The 13566-nt window shown below is 63.5% G+C and carries 15 protein-coding genes and 1 riboswitch; of the genes, 8 read left to right on the forward strand and 7 right to left on the reverse strand.

What is annotated here, in order from left to right:
• Positions 1–11: 11 nt before the first annotated feature.
• Complete coding sequence (gloB, locus tag NKH89_RS21830; RefSeq protein WP_352591163.1) at positions 12–779, reverse strand: hydroxyacylglutathione hydrolase; 768 nt, start codon at positions 777–779, stop codon at positions 12–14.
• Positions 780–877: 98 nt separating this feature from the next.
• Here gloB and NKH89_RS21835 point away from each other — a divergent pair, with 98 nt between their 5' ends.
• The 3 genes from NKH89_RS21835 to NKH89_RS21845 all read left to right on the forward strand — a co-directional run bounded on the left by NKH89_RS21835 (position 878) and on the right by NKH89_RS21845 (position 4494).
• Complete coding sequence (locus NKH89_RS21835; protein ID WP_352591160.1) at positions 878–1648, forward strand: class I SAM-dependent methyltransferase; 771 nt, start codon at positions 878–880, stop codon at positions 1646–1648.
• Positions 1649–1778: 130 nt separating this feature from the next.
• Entirely contained in the window at positions 1779–3611 is a 1833-nt protein-coding gene (locus NKH89_RS21840; protein ID WP_352909900.1) for an ABC transporter ATP-binding protein/permease, read from the forward strand.
• Positions 3612–3687: 76 nt separating this feature from the next.
• Positions 3688–4494, forward strand: a complete 807-nt coding sequence (locus tag NKH89_RS21845) for a DUF1194 domain-containing protein (RefSeq protein ID WP_352591157.1) — start codon at positions 3688–3690, stop codon at positions 4492–4494.
• Between the two features lie 18 nt (positions 4495–4512).
• On the opposite strand, the gene NKH89_RS21850 is transcribed toward NKH89_RS21845, so the two are convergent.
• Entirely contained in the window at positions 4513–5538 is a 1026-nt protein-coding gene (locus tag NKH89_RS21850) for an RNA polymerase subunit sigma-70 (RefSeq protein WP_023721113.1), read from the reverse strand.
• Between the two features lie 41 nt (positions 5539–5579).
• Positions 5580–6326, reverse strand: a complete 747-nt coding sequence (locus tag NKH89_RS21855; RefSeq protein WP_352483501.1) for an SDR family NAD(P)-dependent oxidoreductase — start codon at positions 6324–6326, stop codon at positions 5580–5582.
• 235 nt (positions 6327–6561) lie between these two features.
• On the opposite strand from NKH89_RS21855, the gene NKH89_RS21860 reads away from it, so the two are divergent.
• Positions 6562–6882, forward strand: a complete 321-nt coding sequence (locus NKH89_RS21860; RefSeq protein WP_023721111.1) for a DUF1330 domain-containing protein — start codon at positions 6562–6564, stop codon at positions 6880–6882.
• Positions 6883–6966: 84 nt separating this feature from the next.
• On the opposite strand, the gene NKH89_RS21865 is transcribed toward NKH89_RS21860, so the two are convergent.
• Positions 6967–7173: a hypothetical protein gene (locus NKH89_RS21865; protein ID WP_352483502.1), complete on the reverse strand. Its 207-nt coding sequence runs from the start codon at positions 7171–7173 to the stop codon at positions 6967–6969.
• Between NKH89_RS21865 and NKH89_RS21870 the strand changes: the two genes are divergently transcribed.
• Positions 7172–7381, forward strand: a complete 210-nt coding sequence (locus tag NKH89_RS21870) for a hypothetical protein (RefSeq protein ID WP_352909904.1) — start codon at positions 7172–7174, stop codon at positions 7379–7381. The genes NKH89_RS21865 and NKH89_RS21870 overlap by 2 nt on opposite strands.
• 62 nt (positions 7382–7443) lie before the next feature.
• Here the strand turns inward: NKH89_RS21870 and metW are convergent, their stop codons facing one another.
• Entirely contained in the window at positions 7444–8058 is a 615-nt protein-coding gene (metW, locus tag NKH89_RS21875) for a methionine biosynthesis protein MetW (protein WP_023721109.1), read from the reverse strand.
• 172 nt (positions 8059–8230) lie between these two features.
• On the reverse strand, positions 8231–9400 hold the full coding sequence (gene metX / locus NKH89_RS21880; RefSeq protein ID WP_292661143.1) for a homoserine O-acetyltransferase MetX: 1170 nt from the start codon (positions 9398–9400) through the stop codon (positions 8231–8233).
• Between the two features lie 75 nt (positions 9401–9475).
• Positions 9476–9553: riboswitch (SAM riboswitch) on the reverse strand.
• Positions 9554–9691: 138 nt separating this feature from the next.
• On the opposite strand from metX, the gene hisC reads away from it, so the two are divergent.
• Positions 9692–10801, forward strand: a complete 1110-nt coding sequence (gene hisC / locus NKH89_RS21885; RefSeq protein WP_023721107.1) for a histidinol-phosphate transaminase — start codon at positions 9692–9694, stop codon at positions 10799–10801.
• Positions 10802–10807: 6 nt separating this feature from the next.
• The gene (locus NKH89_RS21890; protein ID WP_352483504.1) at positions 10808–11743 is read left to right on the forward strand and encodes a prephenate/arogenate dehydrogenase family protein; all 936 of its coding nucleotides are present in this window, start codon (positions 10808–10810) and stop codon (positions 11741–11743) included.
• Positions 11744–11873: 130 nt separating this feature from the next.
• Here the strand turns inward: NKH89_RS21890 and NKH89_RS21895 are convergent, their stop codons facing one another.
• A complete protein-coding gene (locus tag NKH89_RS21895; RefSeq protein WP_352495625.1) occupies positions 11874–12875 on the reverse strand; it encodes a DUF2125 domain-containing protein in 1002 nt (333 codons plus the stop codon).
• A gap of 114 nt (positions 12876–12989) precedes the next feature.
• Here NKH89_RS21895 and NKH89_RS21900 point away from each other — a divergent pair, with 114 nt between their 5' ends.
• Positions 12990–13523, forward strand: a complete 534-nt coding sequence (locus tag NKH89_RS21900; protein ID WP_352483506.1) for a gamma-glutamylcyclotransferase — start codon at positions 12990–12992, stop codon at positions 13521–13523.
• The last annotated feature ends 43 nt before the right edge of the window (positions 13524–13566 follow it).

The following is a 13566-nucleotide window of genomic DNA, read 5'->3' on the forward strand; positions in this document are numbered from 1 at the left end:
CCTGGTGCCGCTCAGAAATTGTCCTTGCGCTTGCGGATCTCGGCAAACACTTCGGCGTCGGAGGCCTTTTCCAGGCCGAGATGCCTGCGGATCGCCGGATCGTGCCAGCGCAGGAACGGATTGGTCGACAGTTCCTCGCCGATCGTCGTCGGCAGCGTCGGCTTGCCGTCGGCGCGCAGCGCCTCGATCTTGGCGGCACGCTCTTTCAGCGCCGAATTGGTCGGGTCGACGGTCAGCGCGAAACGGGCGTTGGCCAGCGTATACTCATGTCCGCAATAGACGACCGTCTCGGCCGGCAGCGCTGCGAGCTTTTTCAGGGATTCGTACATCACCGGCGGCTTGCATTCGAGCAGCCGCCCACAGCCGAGCGCAAACAGCGTATCGGCGGCGAATGCCACTTTTGACGCCGGCAGGTGATAGGTGACATGGCCTGCGGTGTGGCCGGGTGTGGCGATGACCTCGATCCGCTCATCGCCGAGGTGGACGACCGAGCCTTGCTCGACGGTTTCGTCGATGCCGGGAATCTTTGCCTTTTCGGCTTCCGGCCCGACGATGCGCAGCTTGAAACGCTCCTTCAGCGCCAGATTGGCCTCGACGTGGTCGAGATGGTGGTGGGTGGTCAGGATCATCGTCGGCGCCCAGCCGGTGCGCTTGATGGCGGCCAGGATCGGCGCCTCTTCTGGTGCGTCGATGAGCGCCGTCTGGCCGCTTTTGGGGTCATGCACCAGCACGCCGAAATTGTCGCTGCGGCACATGAATTGTTCGATCTCGACCGGCATCATATCTCTCCGTTTACAGGCGCAGACATAGGGCGCCTGCCAGCCGATGTCATCTGCCTTTGTTGAACTTGGACTGCTTCGAAGCTACCGTTCCGCCCATGCATTCAGATATTGTCGACCTCCGTTCCTTCTATTCGACCACGCTCGGGCGCCTGGCCGAACGCTCGATCACCATGGCCCTGTCCTCGATATGGGCTGTCGTGCCCAACGAGCGGCTGGTCGGCCTCGGCTACACCTTGCCGTGGCTGGAGCGCTTCGGCAGCGATGCCGAGCGTGTCTTTGCCTTCATGCCGGCGACGCAGGGCGCGGTGGTCTGGCCGGCGACGGGGCCGACGGCGACCGCGCTGGTCTTCGACGAGGAGCTGCCGCTGGTCGATTCCTGTATCGACCGCATGCTGCTCGTCCATTCGCTCGAACATGTCGAGAACCCGCGCGAGACGCTGAACGAGATCTGGCGGGTGCTGTCGCCGGCCGGCCGTGTCGTCATCGTCGTGCCCAACCGGCGCGGCGTCTGGGCGCGCTTCGAGCATACGCCTTTCGGCAATGGCCGGCCGTTCTCGCGCGGCCAGTTGACCGAATTGCTGCGCGAAGCGAATTTCACGCCGGCGGCATGGTCCGATGCGCTATTCTTTCCGCCGTCGCCGCGACGTTTCATGATGCAGTTCCACAATGTGCTGGAACGTGCCGGCCGGCGCTTCTGGCCGATCTTTTCGGGCGTCATCGTTGTCGAGGCGCAGAAGCGGCTCTATCAGGGCGTCCCGGTGGCGCAGCGCGCCTCCCGCCGCGTCTTCGTGCCGGTTCTCTCGCCGCATGGTGCGCCGACGCTTGGCCGGCTGTCGCCGGCCGAACGTCCGGCGTCGCCAGGATGACGCGTTCGTGATCCGACGCAGGCTTTTTCTCACCTATCTGTCGCGGACGGGTTCGCTGCCCGATTGAAGGCATACGCGGTCGATCCTATGACCGGGGTTTAGCACCGCTTCCGAATGCAAGGATCCACTCATGGCTGATCATCCGGATGTCGAGCCCAGCGCCCAGAAGCTTGCCACGTCGATCGAAGCCAGCAGCCTGCGTGAGCAGCTGGCAACAATCAAATTGGCGCTGACCACCTCGCCAGTGCGAAAACAATTGCTTTGGGCAGCGATCGGCATCGTCGCCGTCATCGTGGCGAGCTCGATCGGGCAGGTTCTGCTCAATCGCTGGAACCAGCCTTTCTACGACGCGCTGGCGCGGCGCGACATGCCGGCTTTCCTGCATCAGCTTCTGGTCTTCGCCGGCATCGCCGGCGGGCTTGTGGTGCTCAATGTCAGCCAGACCTGGCTCGACCAGATGCTTCGCCTGAAGCTGCGCGAGGCGCTGACGCTCGACCTGATCGGCGAATGGATGCGGCCGGCGCGTGCCTTCCGGCTGACCCATGCCGGCGCCATCGGCGTCAATCCCGACCAGCGCCTGCAGCAGGATGCCGGGCATCTCTCCGACCTTTCGACCGGTCTCGGCATCGGCCTGCTGCAGTCCTGCATCCTGCTTGCCTCGTTCGTTGGCGTCTTGTGGTCGCTGTCTTCCGGCTTCGTCTTCCACATAGGCGGCCATTCGCTGGCCATACCCGGTTACATGGTCTGGGCGGCGATCCTCTATGCGGGCACAGCTTCGTGGTTGAGCTGGCTGGTCGGGCGGCCGCTGATCCGCTTCAACAACGATCGCTATACGCGTGAGGCGGAACTGCGCTCCTCGGTGGTTCGCGTCAACGAGAATGTCGATGCCATCGCGCTTGCGCATGGCGAGGCCGATGCCAGGCGCCGGCTCGAATTCGACCTTGGCATGGTGCTGGGCGCCATGCGGCGCATCTACAGCGCCCAGATCAATCTTTCCTGGGTAATCGACACCTATGGCTGGATCACTGTCGTCGCGCCGATCCTCGTCGCTTCCCCGGTCTATTTTGCCGGCGATATCAGCTTTGGCGGCTTGATGATGGCGGTCGGCGCCTTCAATCAGGTCCATTCCTCGCTGCGCTGGTTCATCAACAATATCGGCGGCATCGCCGATTGGCGCGCCACGCTGATGCGGGTCGCCGACTTCCGCATCGCGCTTGGCGACACCGACGCGCTGCACGATACGGAAAGGCGCATTTCGTTCGGCGAAAATCCCGACGGCAGCCTGACCTTCGAGAAGCTCGAGATTGCCTCGCCGGACGGATGCACCAAGCTTGCCGAGCCGCATGTCGAAATCCGAGCCGGCGACCGCGTCATGATCACCGGAGATCCGGGCGCCGGCAAGACGCTTTTCTTCCGCGCCATTGCCGGTCTGTGGCCATGGGGCAGCGGCCGGATCGGCATGCCGGCCGGAGAAGCGCCGATCTTCGTTCCGCGTACTCCCTATTTCCCGCTCGGCAGGCTGCGCGAGGTGCTCAACCATTCAGACGGCGCGGCGGAGGCGAGCGATGCCGAGATTTCGGAGGTGCTGGCCGATGTCGGGCTGCAACGCCTGTCGTCCTCGCTCGATCACTCGGCGCGCTGGGAGCGTGAGCTCAGCGACGACGAGCAGCGTCTGCTGGCCTTTGCCAGGCTCGCCTTGCGACGGCCGAAATGGGTGATCATCGACGAGGCGCTGGACGCGTTCGACGGCGCGACGCTGAGGCAAGTGCTGTCGATGCTGGACAAGCGCCTTCCCGACGCCGCGATCCTCAATATCGGCCGCGGCCAGCACAATACCCGCTTCTTCCCGCGAGCGTTGACCATCGTCAAGGATGCCGGCCAACCGCCCCTCAAGCCGGCCCGTGTCAGGGCAGGCGCCATCGAACCGCCCCCGATTATCGCCTCGGCCCGCCGAAAGAAATAGAAGCCAAGCTTTATTTCGCCGCGATCGCGGCGAAAAACTATCGCGATCGTTTCAGATGGGAACGTTCCGATCGGCCATGCTTGACGCTCTCGCCCTGCTCGCCTGCCTTGCCTGCGCCCCGGCAGCACCTGTGGCCGCGCCCGCCAATGCCATTGCCGTCGACGTCGAGCTGGTGCTGGCCGTCGACATCTCGCAGTCGATGGATGAAAGGGAGTTTGCCCTGCAGCGCGCCGGCTATGTCGCGGCGCTGCGCCATCCCGACTTCATCAATGCCGTGCGTGCCGGCCCTTCCGGCCGCATCGCCATCGCCTATTTCGAATGGGCCGGCACCATCCGGGACGATGCGGTCATTGCCTGGCACGTCATCGACAGCAAGGAGAGCGCCAACGCTTTCGCCGACAAGATCGCGGCCCGCCCGTTCAGGAGCTTCCGCGGCACCTCGATTTCCGGTGCCGTGGCCTTCGGCGCCGAGCTTTTCGATGGCACGGCCTTCGTGGCCAAACGCCGCGTCATCGACGTCTCTGGCGACGGCCCAAACAACACCGGCTTGCCGGTCACAACGGCACGCGATGCGGCGCTGGCGAAGGGCATCGTCATCAACGGGTTGCCGATCCTGATCAGCCCGTCACCGACCTTCAGCCATCTCGACCGGTATTATGCCGAATGCGTCACCGGCGGACCGGGCTCGTTCGTCCTGCCAATCTATGCGGTTTCCGAATTCGCCACCGCCACTCGCCGCAAACTGATCCTCGAGGTCAGCGGCGTCGAGTATCCCAAGGAGGATCCGAGGACGATCCGCATCGACGCACCGATCGACTGCCTGCAAGGCGAGCGCGACCGGCGGTTTTTCTCCGACCCGTATTTCCCGGAACTCGACCGGTAAGGCTTGCCCACGGGTAAGCTAGGCCGGTGGCAGGCCGAAGGCCGGGAACAGAGATGGCCCGAGCGGCCCTATGAAGATCGTCAAGGAAGCGATCCCGCCCTCGGCTGGCTCGAACACATGCAGGGAATGGGCCCGCCACGCCGGGTCATCGTGGCTGCGGGAATAGACCCCGACCGCCGGCTGGCCATTGGCCGCGGTGGCCAGCGTGCGGAAGCCGCCGAACCTCGGCCAGACGGTCTCGAAGAAACCGCGGATCGCTTCGCGGCCTTGATACCATTCGCGCCAAGGCGGCATGGTATAGATGGCGTCCTCACGCAGGAGCTCGATCAAACCTTCGAGATTGGCGGCCTGCCAGGCCTGCATGTAACGTTCGAGCAGCAGGCCTTCTTCGGGGTTGGGCCGTGATCGGCTGGCCGGCCGTCCGCCAGGATAGCGCGCCGTCAGCGTTGCGCGGGCGCGCTGCAACGCGCTGTTGATCGAAGCCGTCGATCCGCCCAGCAAACGCGCCGTCTCGACGGCCGACCATCCCAGGACGTCGGCAAGCAGCAGCGCGGCGCGCTGCCTGGGCGGCAGATCCTGGATAGCGGCGACGAAGGCGAGCTGGACGGCCTCGCGGCTCTCGTAACGGGCTTCCGGACCTGGCTCGCTGCCGGCAATGTCTGGAAGCTCGGCGTCGGGGTAGGGCTCCAGCCACGCGACGTCAGCTACGGGCCCGCCTATGGCCGCCCCGTGCGACGGCGGCCGTCCGGGTTCCCGGAGAATGCGACGCGCCCTCGACCTCGCCTTGATGGCGTTAAGGCAAGCATTGGTCGCGATCATATAGAGCCAACCGCGAACCGAACCCCGCCCGTCGAACTCCGACCTTGCGCGCCAGGCGCGAAGCAACGTGTCCTGGACGAGGTCGTCGGCCTCGTGCAGCGAACCCATCATGCGATAGCAATGCAGCTTGAGCTCGCGGCGATGCGCGGCCGTGACCTTCTCGAAGGCCAGCCGATCGAGGATCGGCTGGCGTGCCGGTTCCAGAGGTGGTTGAGCGTCTGTCATGCTACTTTCGGGTTCCGGGTCAGGTTTGCATTACGCGCGCCTCAGGCGGCCGGGGCAAGCCCGCTCCCGCTCACCATGAAGGAACTGCCTTGCGGCTGGCCGGTGGCGAGTGCGACCACCGCCCGTCCGACATCGGCCGGCGTCTGCATGTCGGTCATGGCGGCGATGAAGTCCGCCGGCTGGATGCCCATATAGGCCGCGATGCTGTCGACGCCGGCCTTGCCCACGCCGGTCTCCGGCATGATCCGCATCGGCGCGAGCGCCATGAAGCGCAGGCCGAGGCCAAGCCGGTCCGACTCCTTCTGGCTATGACCGGCCAGGAACATCTGCATGCGTTTTGCGCCGGCATAGCCGCCGGCATTGGGTGGCCCACCGCTCAAGGCCGCGCCGCTGGAGATCAGAACGATCCGGGTTCCCGGCTTGAGCGGACGGCGCAGAGCAGCCCGGCAAAACAGGAACGACGCCTTGACGTCGGTGTCCCAATTTGCCGAGAAGGCCTTCCAGTTCTGTTCATGCACCGGCGCGGAAGGGGCCAGCGCACCTGCGCAGATCACCAGCACGTCCGGCTCAAGCGCGGCGAAGACCTTATCGGGGGCGGAGTCCACCGTCGCATCGATCGCGAGCGTCTTCACGCCGGAGACCTCCCAGGCAAATTGCGCCAGGGCCTGTTTTCCGCGGGCGACCGCCAGCACCGTCGCTTTCTCCTTGAGGGCGACCTCCGCAATGGAGCGGCCGACACCCCGGCTGCCTCCGACGACGACGACATTCTGATTTTGCAACGATCCCATGGATCACCTCTCTGTTCCCGGCCGCCGGACCATCCAGGCGCGCTCATCGATAAGGACAGCGCAGGTGGGCGGAAATCATCGGTGCCAGGCAGAAATATCTTTCAGGTGACGGCAGCGGCGCGCCAGTTTTGTATTCGGTGTCATTACCTCGGGGGTAATCGACCAGCGCGCAACGTCCCGGCAAACTGCTCCCATCAAGCCGGTTGTCCGGCTTTCGACCACAAGGAGTTACACCATGACCGCCTACGCCGTCGCCCACATGCGCCAGGTCACGCCGGGGCCGCCGATCGTCGAGTACCTGCAGAAGATCGATGCCACGCTTGAGCCGTTCGGCGGGCGCTTCATTGTGCATGGCAGCGAGGTGGACGTGGTTGAAAACACCTGGCCGGGGCACCTCGTCATGATCGAATTTCCAGACATGCAGCAGGCGCGCGGATGGTACCGCTCGGCCGCCTATCAGGAGATCTTGCCGCTGCGCACCGAGAATTCTCAGTCCGATGTGGTCCTTGTCGACGGCGTTGCGCATCCGCACAAGGCCACCGACGTACTTGAATAGGGCAATGATCGGCTACGATCGGCTTCTATGGCGCCGCCATCTGTCCGGCGACACTGAATTTGGATCGCGTCTGCATCGGCAGCTTCACCGCCCCTGCAGCACCTTGATCGCGTTGGACATGTCGCCGTGCGACAATGCAGCCAGATAATCCGAGTAGTTGATCCTCCCGTTCGCGAAGCCGTTCATCAATCGCGTGCAGAACGTGTGTTCCAATCCGGCGTCCGGGACGTTCATGAGCGCGGCGAGGTTTGCCCTTTCAACCTTGCCGAACCGCATCTTGAACTTGGTCATGCACCGCTGGATCGCCTGCCGCTTCAGCGCCGGGCTGCCGCTCAACGCGACTTGTCCATTCTGGAAATCGGACTTCGATGTCGTACACCCAGAAATCAAAGTGGCCGATATCAAAGCTGTTGCTAATACTAGCGTCTTCATTGCTTCCCCCAAACCAACCCATTTGAGACCTGTTAAAGCAACAAAGAATGCTGGGCAATTTCATTGAATGGAAAACTGAAAATATGGTTTTTTGCGGAGGTCGGAGGTTCGTTGCTTCTGCCTGTTAACCTATCGTTTCAGCAGAAATACCGCCTGCTGGCCGAAAAAGTTCCAGAACCACCACGGCATCGAGAAGCCGATCCGCTGGCCGTTGGCGTCGAGCGCGGTTGCCTTTTCCACCGTCGCGCCCAGCTCGTCGCATAGATTGACGAAATCGCGAATGGTGCAGAAATGGATGTTGGGGGTGTCGTACCAGTAATAGGGCAGGTCCTTGGTCACCGGCATGCGGCCGTTGAAGAGCAGCGAAAAGCGTACCCGCCAGTGGCCGAAATTGGGGAATGAGACGATGGCGCGGTTGCCGATCCGGAGCAGTTCGTCGAGCACCAGCTTCGGATTGCGGGTCGCCTGCAAGGTCTGCGACAAGACGACAAAGTCGAAGCCCTTGTCGGGATAGAATTGGAGGTCCTTGTCGGCATCGCCTTGAATGACCGACAGGCCGCGCGCCACGCATTCGTTGACGCCGCGCTGCGACAGTTCCAGCCCGCGGCCGTCGACCTTCTTGGTCGCCTGCAGCAATTCGAGCAGCAGGCCGTCGCCGGAACCGACGTCCAGCACCCGCGACTGCGGCGGGATGAGATCGGCGACGACTTCGAGGTCGACGCGCTGGGCGCGGTTGACGCTCATTGGCTCGGCTCCTGCCTGGCGCATGGTCCTGACCCGAAAAGTCTGCAACTTTTCGGGGCCATGCGCTGATGCCTGGCGCATGATCCTGATCCGAAAAGTCTGCAACTTTTCAGGGTCATGCGCTGATGCCTGGCACATGGTCCTGATCCGAAAAGCGTGCAACTTTTCGAGGTCATGCGCCGAGCCCTCTAGCCCGGGCCGCCGAGGCGATGAAGCCTTTGATGGCGGCGAACAGTTCCGGCTCGTCGAGCAGGAAGGCGTCGTGGCCGCGGTCGGTCTCGATTTCGACGAACGATACCGAGGCGCCGGCCGCGTTCAGCGCGTGAACGACCGAGCGGCTCTCCTCGGTCGGGAACAGCCAGTCGCTGGTGAAGGAGACCAGGCAAAAACGGGTCTTGGTGCCGGCGAAGGCATCGGCCAGCCGGCCGCCATGGTCGGCGGCGAGATCGAAATAGTCCATCGCCCGGGTCATGTAGAGATAGGAGTTGGCATCGAAGCGATCGACGAAGGTCATGCCCTGATGGCGCAGATAGCTCTCGATCTGGAAGTCGGCATCGAAGCCGAAGGTCAACGCTTCGCGGTCCTGCAGGTTGCGGCCGAACTTGCGGTGCAGCGCTGCTTCCGACAGATAAGTGATGTGGGCGGCCATGCGCGCCACCGCCAGCCCCTTTTCCGGTCGCTTGCCGTGCTCGAAATATTTGCCGCCATGCCAGTCGGGGTCGGCCATCACCGCTTGCCTGCCGACCTCGTGGAAAGCGATGTTCTGCGAGGAATGGCGGGCGCCGGTGGCGATCGGCAGGGCCGAGAAGACGCGCTCGGGATAGCTGGAGGCCCATTGCAGCACCTGCATGCCGCCCATCGAGCCGCCCAGCACGCTGAACAGCTGTTCGATGCCGAAATGCTCGACCAGCATCAGCTGCGCCCGCACCATGTCGCGGATGGTGATGATCGGCAGGTCGAGTCCGTAAGGCTTGGCGGTTGCGGGATTTGTCGAGGCGGGGCCGGTGGAACCGAGGCAGCCGCCGATGACGTTGGACGAGATGACGAAGAAACGGTCGGTATCGATGATCTTGCCGGGGCCGATCAGCACTTCCCACCAGCCCGGCTTGCCGGTCACCGGATTGGTGTTGGCGACATGCTGGTCGCCGGTCAGCGCATGGCAGACGAGGATGGCGTTGGAGCGCGCGTCGTTGAGCGTGCCATAGGTTTGGTAGGCGATCTGGAACGGCGACAGCAGCGTGCCGGCGTCGAGCTTGAGCGGCTTGTCGGCGCCGAAACGCAACACTGGGCTCGACGGCTGGTCGGCCTCGTTGTTGGTTTTTCGAGCGCGCAAAGCGACCATCACATCTCCTTGCCCGGGCTTTAGTTGTCCACCGGTCTGGGCAACAAAAACCGGCCATGCCTTCGCAAAGCCGGTTACAAGATGCAAACGGCCCTTTAGCAAGTTGTTTAACGTGGCTGCAAGCCGACCGGCCAAATCACCACGGAACTGTCGATGCTCTTCTAGGACTGACGCATGGCTTCGTCAACGGCAAGTTCTTGATCCCGAATTGCCGCCCCTCGACATTCCTGGCCACGGCTTGTATTTCCGCTGCGGCCTCCGGATGGAGGCATCCTCGACGGATTTCATGGAATGAGCCAGACACCGGATCAGACACGTCCAACGCCCCGCGCCGGCATCATGGACATCGAAGCCTATGTGCCCGGCAAGAGCGCGGCGCCGGAAGGTGTCGCCAAAGTCTACAAACTGTCGGCGAACGAGAACCCGCTCGGTCCTTCGCCAAAGGCGATAGAGGCCGCGCGCGCGGTCGCCGACAAGCTCGCGGTCTATCCCGACGGCAGCGCCAGGCGCCTGCGGGAGGCGATCGCCGAGGTGCATGGGCTCAATCCGGCGAACATCGTCTGCTCCAACGGTTCCGACGAGATCCTGGGCCTGCTTGCGCAGACCTACCTCGCGCCCGGCGATGAAGCCATCATCACCGAACACGGCTTCATGGTCTACAAGATCTACATACAGTCGGCCGGTGCCGTCCCGGTAACGGTCAAGGAGACCGATGAACGCGCCGACATCGATGCGATCCTCGCCGCGGTGACGCCGCGTACCAGGATCATCTTCCTTGCCAATCCGAACAACCCGACCGGCACTTACGTGCCGTTCCAGGAGGTGCGCCGCCTGCATGCCGGCCTGCCGCGAAACGTGCTTCTGGTGCTGGATGCCGCCTACGCCGAATATGTCCGGCGCAACGACTATGAAGCCGGCGTCGAGTTGGTGGGCAGCGCGGAAAACGTGGTCATGACCCGCACCTTCTCGAAATTGGGCCTCGGTGGCGCGCGGATCGGCTGGATCTATGCGCCAATGCACGTCATCGACGCGATCAACCGCGTGCGCGGGCCTTTCAACGTCAATGCGACGGCGATCGAGGCCGGCATCGCGGCGATCCGCGACCGCGCTCATATCGAGCGCAGCGTCGCGCATAACGAGACCTGGCTGGCCTGGCTGAGCGAGCAATTGACCGGGCTCGGGCTGCGGGTGACCCCGAGCGTCGGCAATTTCATCCTGATCCACTTTCCCGAAGACAAAAAGCATTCGGCGGCGGCCGCCGACGACTACCTCAGTGCGCGCGGCTACATATTGCGGCGCGTTTCCGGCTACGGTTTTCCCAACGCGCTGCGCATGAGCATCGGCACCGAAGAGGCCAATCGCGGCGTTGTCGCAGCACTCGCGACATTCCTGAAAAGCTAGGGCACCATGACCTCACCGATGTTCGAAAAGATCGCGCTGGTCGGCATCGGCCTGATCGGTTCGTCGCTGGCCCGCGTCATCCGCCGCGAGGGACTTGCCGGCCAAGTCGCCATTTCGACGCGCAGCGAAGCGACGCTGGAGCGGGCGAGCCAACTCGGCCTTGGCGACACCTACACGACAGATGCGAAAGAAGCGGTTCGCGATGCCGATCTGGTCATCGTTTCGGTGCCGGTCGGCTCTTCAGGCACGGTCGCCCAGGAGATCGCACCGGCGCTGAAGAAGGGCGCCATCCTCACCGATGTCGGCTCGACCAAGGCATCGGTGATCGCGCAGATGCAGCCGCATGTGCCTGATGGCGTGCACTTCATCCCCGGCCATCCTTTGGCCGGCACCGAAAAATCGGGACCGGATGCCGGTTTTGCCGAACTGTTCGAGAACCGCTGGTGCATTTTCACGCCGCTGGCCGGCACCGATCCCGTGGCGCTGGAAAAGCTCTCGGAATTCTGGCGCCGCTGCGGCTCCAACATCGACACGATGGACCCGCAGCATCACGACATGACGCTGGCCATCGTTTCGCACCTGCCGCACATCATCGCCTATAACATCGTCGGTACCGCCGACGATTTGGAGTCGGTGACCAAGTCCGAGGTCATCAAATACTCGGCTTCCGGCTTTCGCGACTTCACCCGTCTCGCGGCGTCCGACCCGACCATGTGGCGCGACGTCTGCCTGCACAACAAGGACGCCATCCTCGAAATGCTGGCGCGGTTCTCGGAAGATCTATCCTCGCTGCAGCGGGCGATCCGCTGGGGCGACGGCGAAAAGCTGTTCGACCTGTTCACCCGCACCCGCGCTGTCCGCCGCTCGATTATCGAGGCCGGCCAGGACATCGACGTACCGGATTTCGGCCGCCAGGCAGTCGAACACCCGCCGAAGGGATAAGCCGCGGCAAGCCGATCGCAGGCCGTACCGCCCCAGAACGGTTCATCGTTTCACGGAAACGCCGAACCGGTCTATCTTTTTGTTTGACGCAATCCGGACGGAAAACCGTTCACAATTTCCTGGAATTGCTCTAGTCGAGCGGCTTGATCTTGCCGAGCGGGATGAAGCCGAGCGAGGCCTTGCCCTTGACGATCTTCAGCGGCATCGACGGTGCGTTGCCGAGCAGCGCCAGTCCGGCGAAGCCGGTCTGGATTTCTTTCTTCTGCTCGGGGATGGCGGTGGCGAGGATTGCCGCCACGGCCTTCGGATCATTGAGCTTGATCATCAGGTCGGCATTTATGAGACCATCATTGTCGACCGACAGCGGTCCGGAAACGGTGATGCGCGCAGTTCCGGACGACAGATCGAGCTCGCGGATTTCGACCGCCTGGCCGCGCAGGCTCTTCGGATTTGCCTTGATCAGCGTCACACCGTTCTTCAATGTCACGTCGCCGCTGCCGTCGAGTGGCGGCAAGACGCGCCCGCCGATGGCCTCTGCGTCGATTTCGAGATCGGTGAAATTGCCGGCATAGTCGATGTCCTGGCCGTTTGGGCGCAATTGTCCGGTGGCGGTTCCGGCGCTGAACAGCGAGACAGGATCGGTGTCGTCCGCCGGATCGGTCTGGCCGGACAGGCCTTCTGCCTGCAGCGAGAGGCGCCCCGGCAGCGGCCAGGACAGCTTCATGTCGGCCCGCAGATCATCCCAGTCGATCCACAGCGGCGTCATGCCGGGAACAGAGGTCCTGAGCGGCCCCCTGAACTCGGCGGCAGGCGACAGAAGCCGCGTGATCTGCGTGGCGGCGTTGATTTTGCCTGTCGATGCAGCGACGTTGCGGCTGTCGTCCTCGTAAGCCAGACTGTCGCAGGAAAGGGTGAAGGTGAAGGGATAGCCGCTGACCGCAAGATTGGCGCAGTCGGCCTTGATGCCGTTGTCGTCGAGATCGGCGACCGCCTTTTCGGTTGCGCTCTCGACCAGATCCGCCAGGTAGAACCAGCCGGCGCTGTAGATGCCGAACAGCACGAGGATGAAAGCGGCAAGCCACAACAGGCGGCGACGTTGGCTGGGCGGCGGGCGCTCGTCACTTGACGTCATGCTGCGGCTTTCGTTAACGCGGGTGACACGGGCGGGCTGTCGCTTTCGGCAACAACAGGTAGACGGACTGAAACACCACCGGTGGGGTGGTTCGTCACAATCAGGCTTGGCGATATGGGCGATTTTTGGGTTTTTGGCTACGGCTCACTGATCTGGCGGCCGGGATTCGCACATGTCGAGACGCGGCGTGCCCGCCTGCATGGCTATCGCCGTTCGCTCTGCGTCTATTCTTTCGTGCATCGCGGCTCGCGCGAACGGCCGGGCCTGGTGCTCGGCCTCGACCGCGGCGGCTCCTGCATCGGGCTGGCGTTCCGGGTTCCAGGCGAGCTGCGCAACGAGGTCATCACCTATCTGCGCGAACGCGAGCTGGTCACCAACGTCTATCTCGAGCGTGTGCTCAGCGTTCGCCTCGACAAGCGTGAAACGGATGGGGGCGAGACGGTCGAAGCCATCGCCTATGTCGTGGACCGCAGCCATGAGCAATATGCCGGTGCGCTCGACGCCGCCGAGGCAGCAGCCGTCGTTCGCGGCGCCGTCGGCCAGTCGGGGAGGAATGAGGATTACGTGCTCAGCACGCTGGAGCACCTCGAAGCACTGGGTATAAGCGATCGCTGGCTGGAAGAGGTGACAAGACGGGTCGCGACGTAGCTTCTTTGGTCGTTGACCATGATGCTTGCGGCGTCGTGGTCCG

The organism is Mesorhizobium sp. M0923 (assembly GCF_040319365.1).
GTDB lineage: Bacteria > Pseudomonadota > Alphaproteobacteria > Rhizobiales > Rhizobiaceae > Mesorhizobium.

Coding starts and splice junctions, on each gene's coding strand:
- gloB (WP_352591163.1), bottom strand. CDS start 779: ATGCCGGTCGAGATCGAACAATTCATGTGCCGCAGCGACAATTTCGGC.
- NKH89_RS21835 (WP_352591160.1), top strand. CDS start 878: ATGCATTCAGATATTGTCGACCTCCGTTCCTTCTATTCGACCACGCTC.
- NKH89_RS21840 (WP_352909900.1), top strand. CDS start 1,779: ATGGCTGATCATCCGGATGTCGAGCCCAGCGCCCAGAAGCTTGCCACG.
- NKH89_RS21845 (WP_352591157.1), top strand. CDS start 3,688: ATGCTTGACGCTCTCGCCCTGCTCGCCTGCCTTGCCTGCGCCCCGGCA.
- NKH89_RS21850 (WP_023721113.1), bottom strand. CDS start 5,538: ATGACAGACGCTCAACCACCTCTGGAACCGGCACGCCAGCCGATCCTC.
- NKH89_RS21855 (WP_352483501.1), bottom strand. CDS start 6,326: ATGGGATCGTTGCAAAATCAGAATGTCGTCGTCGTCGGAGGCAGCCGG.
- NKH89_RS21860 (WP_023721111.1), top strand. CDS start 6,562: ATGACCGCCTACGCCGTCGCCCACATGCGCCAGGTCACGCCGGGGCCG.
- NKH89_RS21870 (WP_352909904.1), top strand. CDS start 7,172: ATGCACCGCTGGATCGCCTGCCGCTTCAGCGCCGGGCTGCCGCTCAAC.
- NKH89_RS21865 (WP_352483502.1), bottom strand. CDS start 7,173: ATGACCAAGTTCAAGATGCGGTTCGGCAAGGTTGAAAGGGCAAACCTC.
- metW (WP_023721109.1), bottom strand. CDS start 8,058: ATGAGCGTCAACCGCGCCCAGCGCGTCGACCTCGAAGTCGTCGCCGAT.
- metX (WP_292661143.1), bottom strand. CDS start 9,400: ATGGTCGCTTTGCGCGCTCGAAAAACCAACAACGAGGCCGACCAGCCG.
- hisC (WP_023721107.1), top strand. CDS start 9,692: ATGAGCCAGACACCGGATCAGACACGTCCAACGCCCCGCGCCGGCATC.
- NKH89_RS21890 (WP_352483504.1), top strand. CDS start 10,808: ATGACCTCACCGATGTTCGAAAAGATCGCGCTGGTCGGCATCGGCCTG.
- NKH89_RS21895 (WP_352495625.1), bottom strand. CDS start 12,875: ATGACGTCAAGTGACGAGCGCCCGCCGCCCAGCCAACGTCGCCGCCTG.
- NKH89_RS21900 (WP_352483506.1), top strand. CDS start 12,990: ATGGGCGATTTTTGGGTTTTTGGCTACGGCTCACTGATCTGGCGGCCG.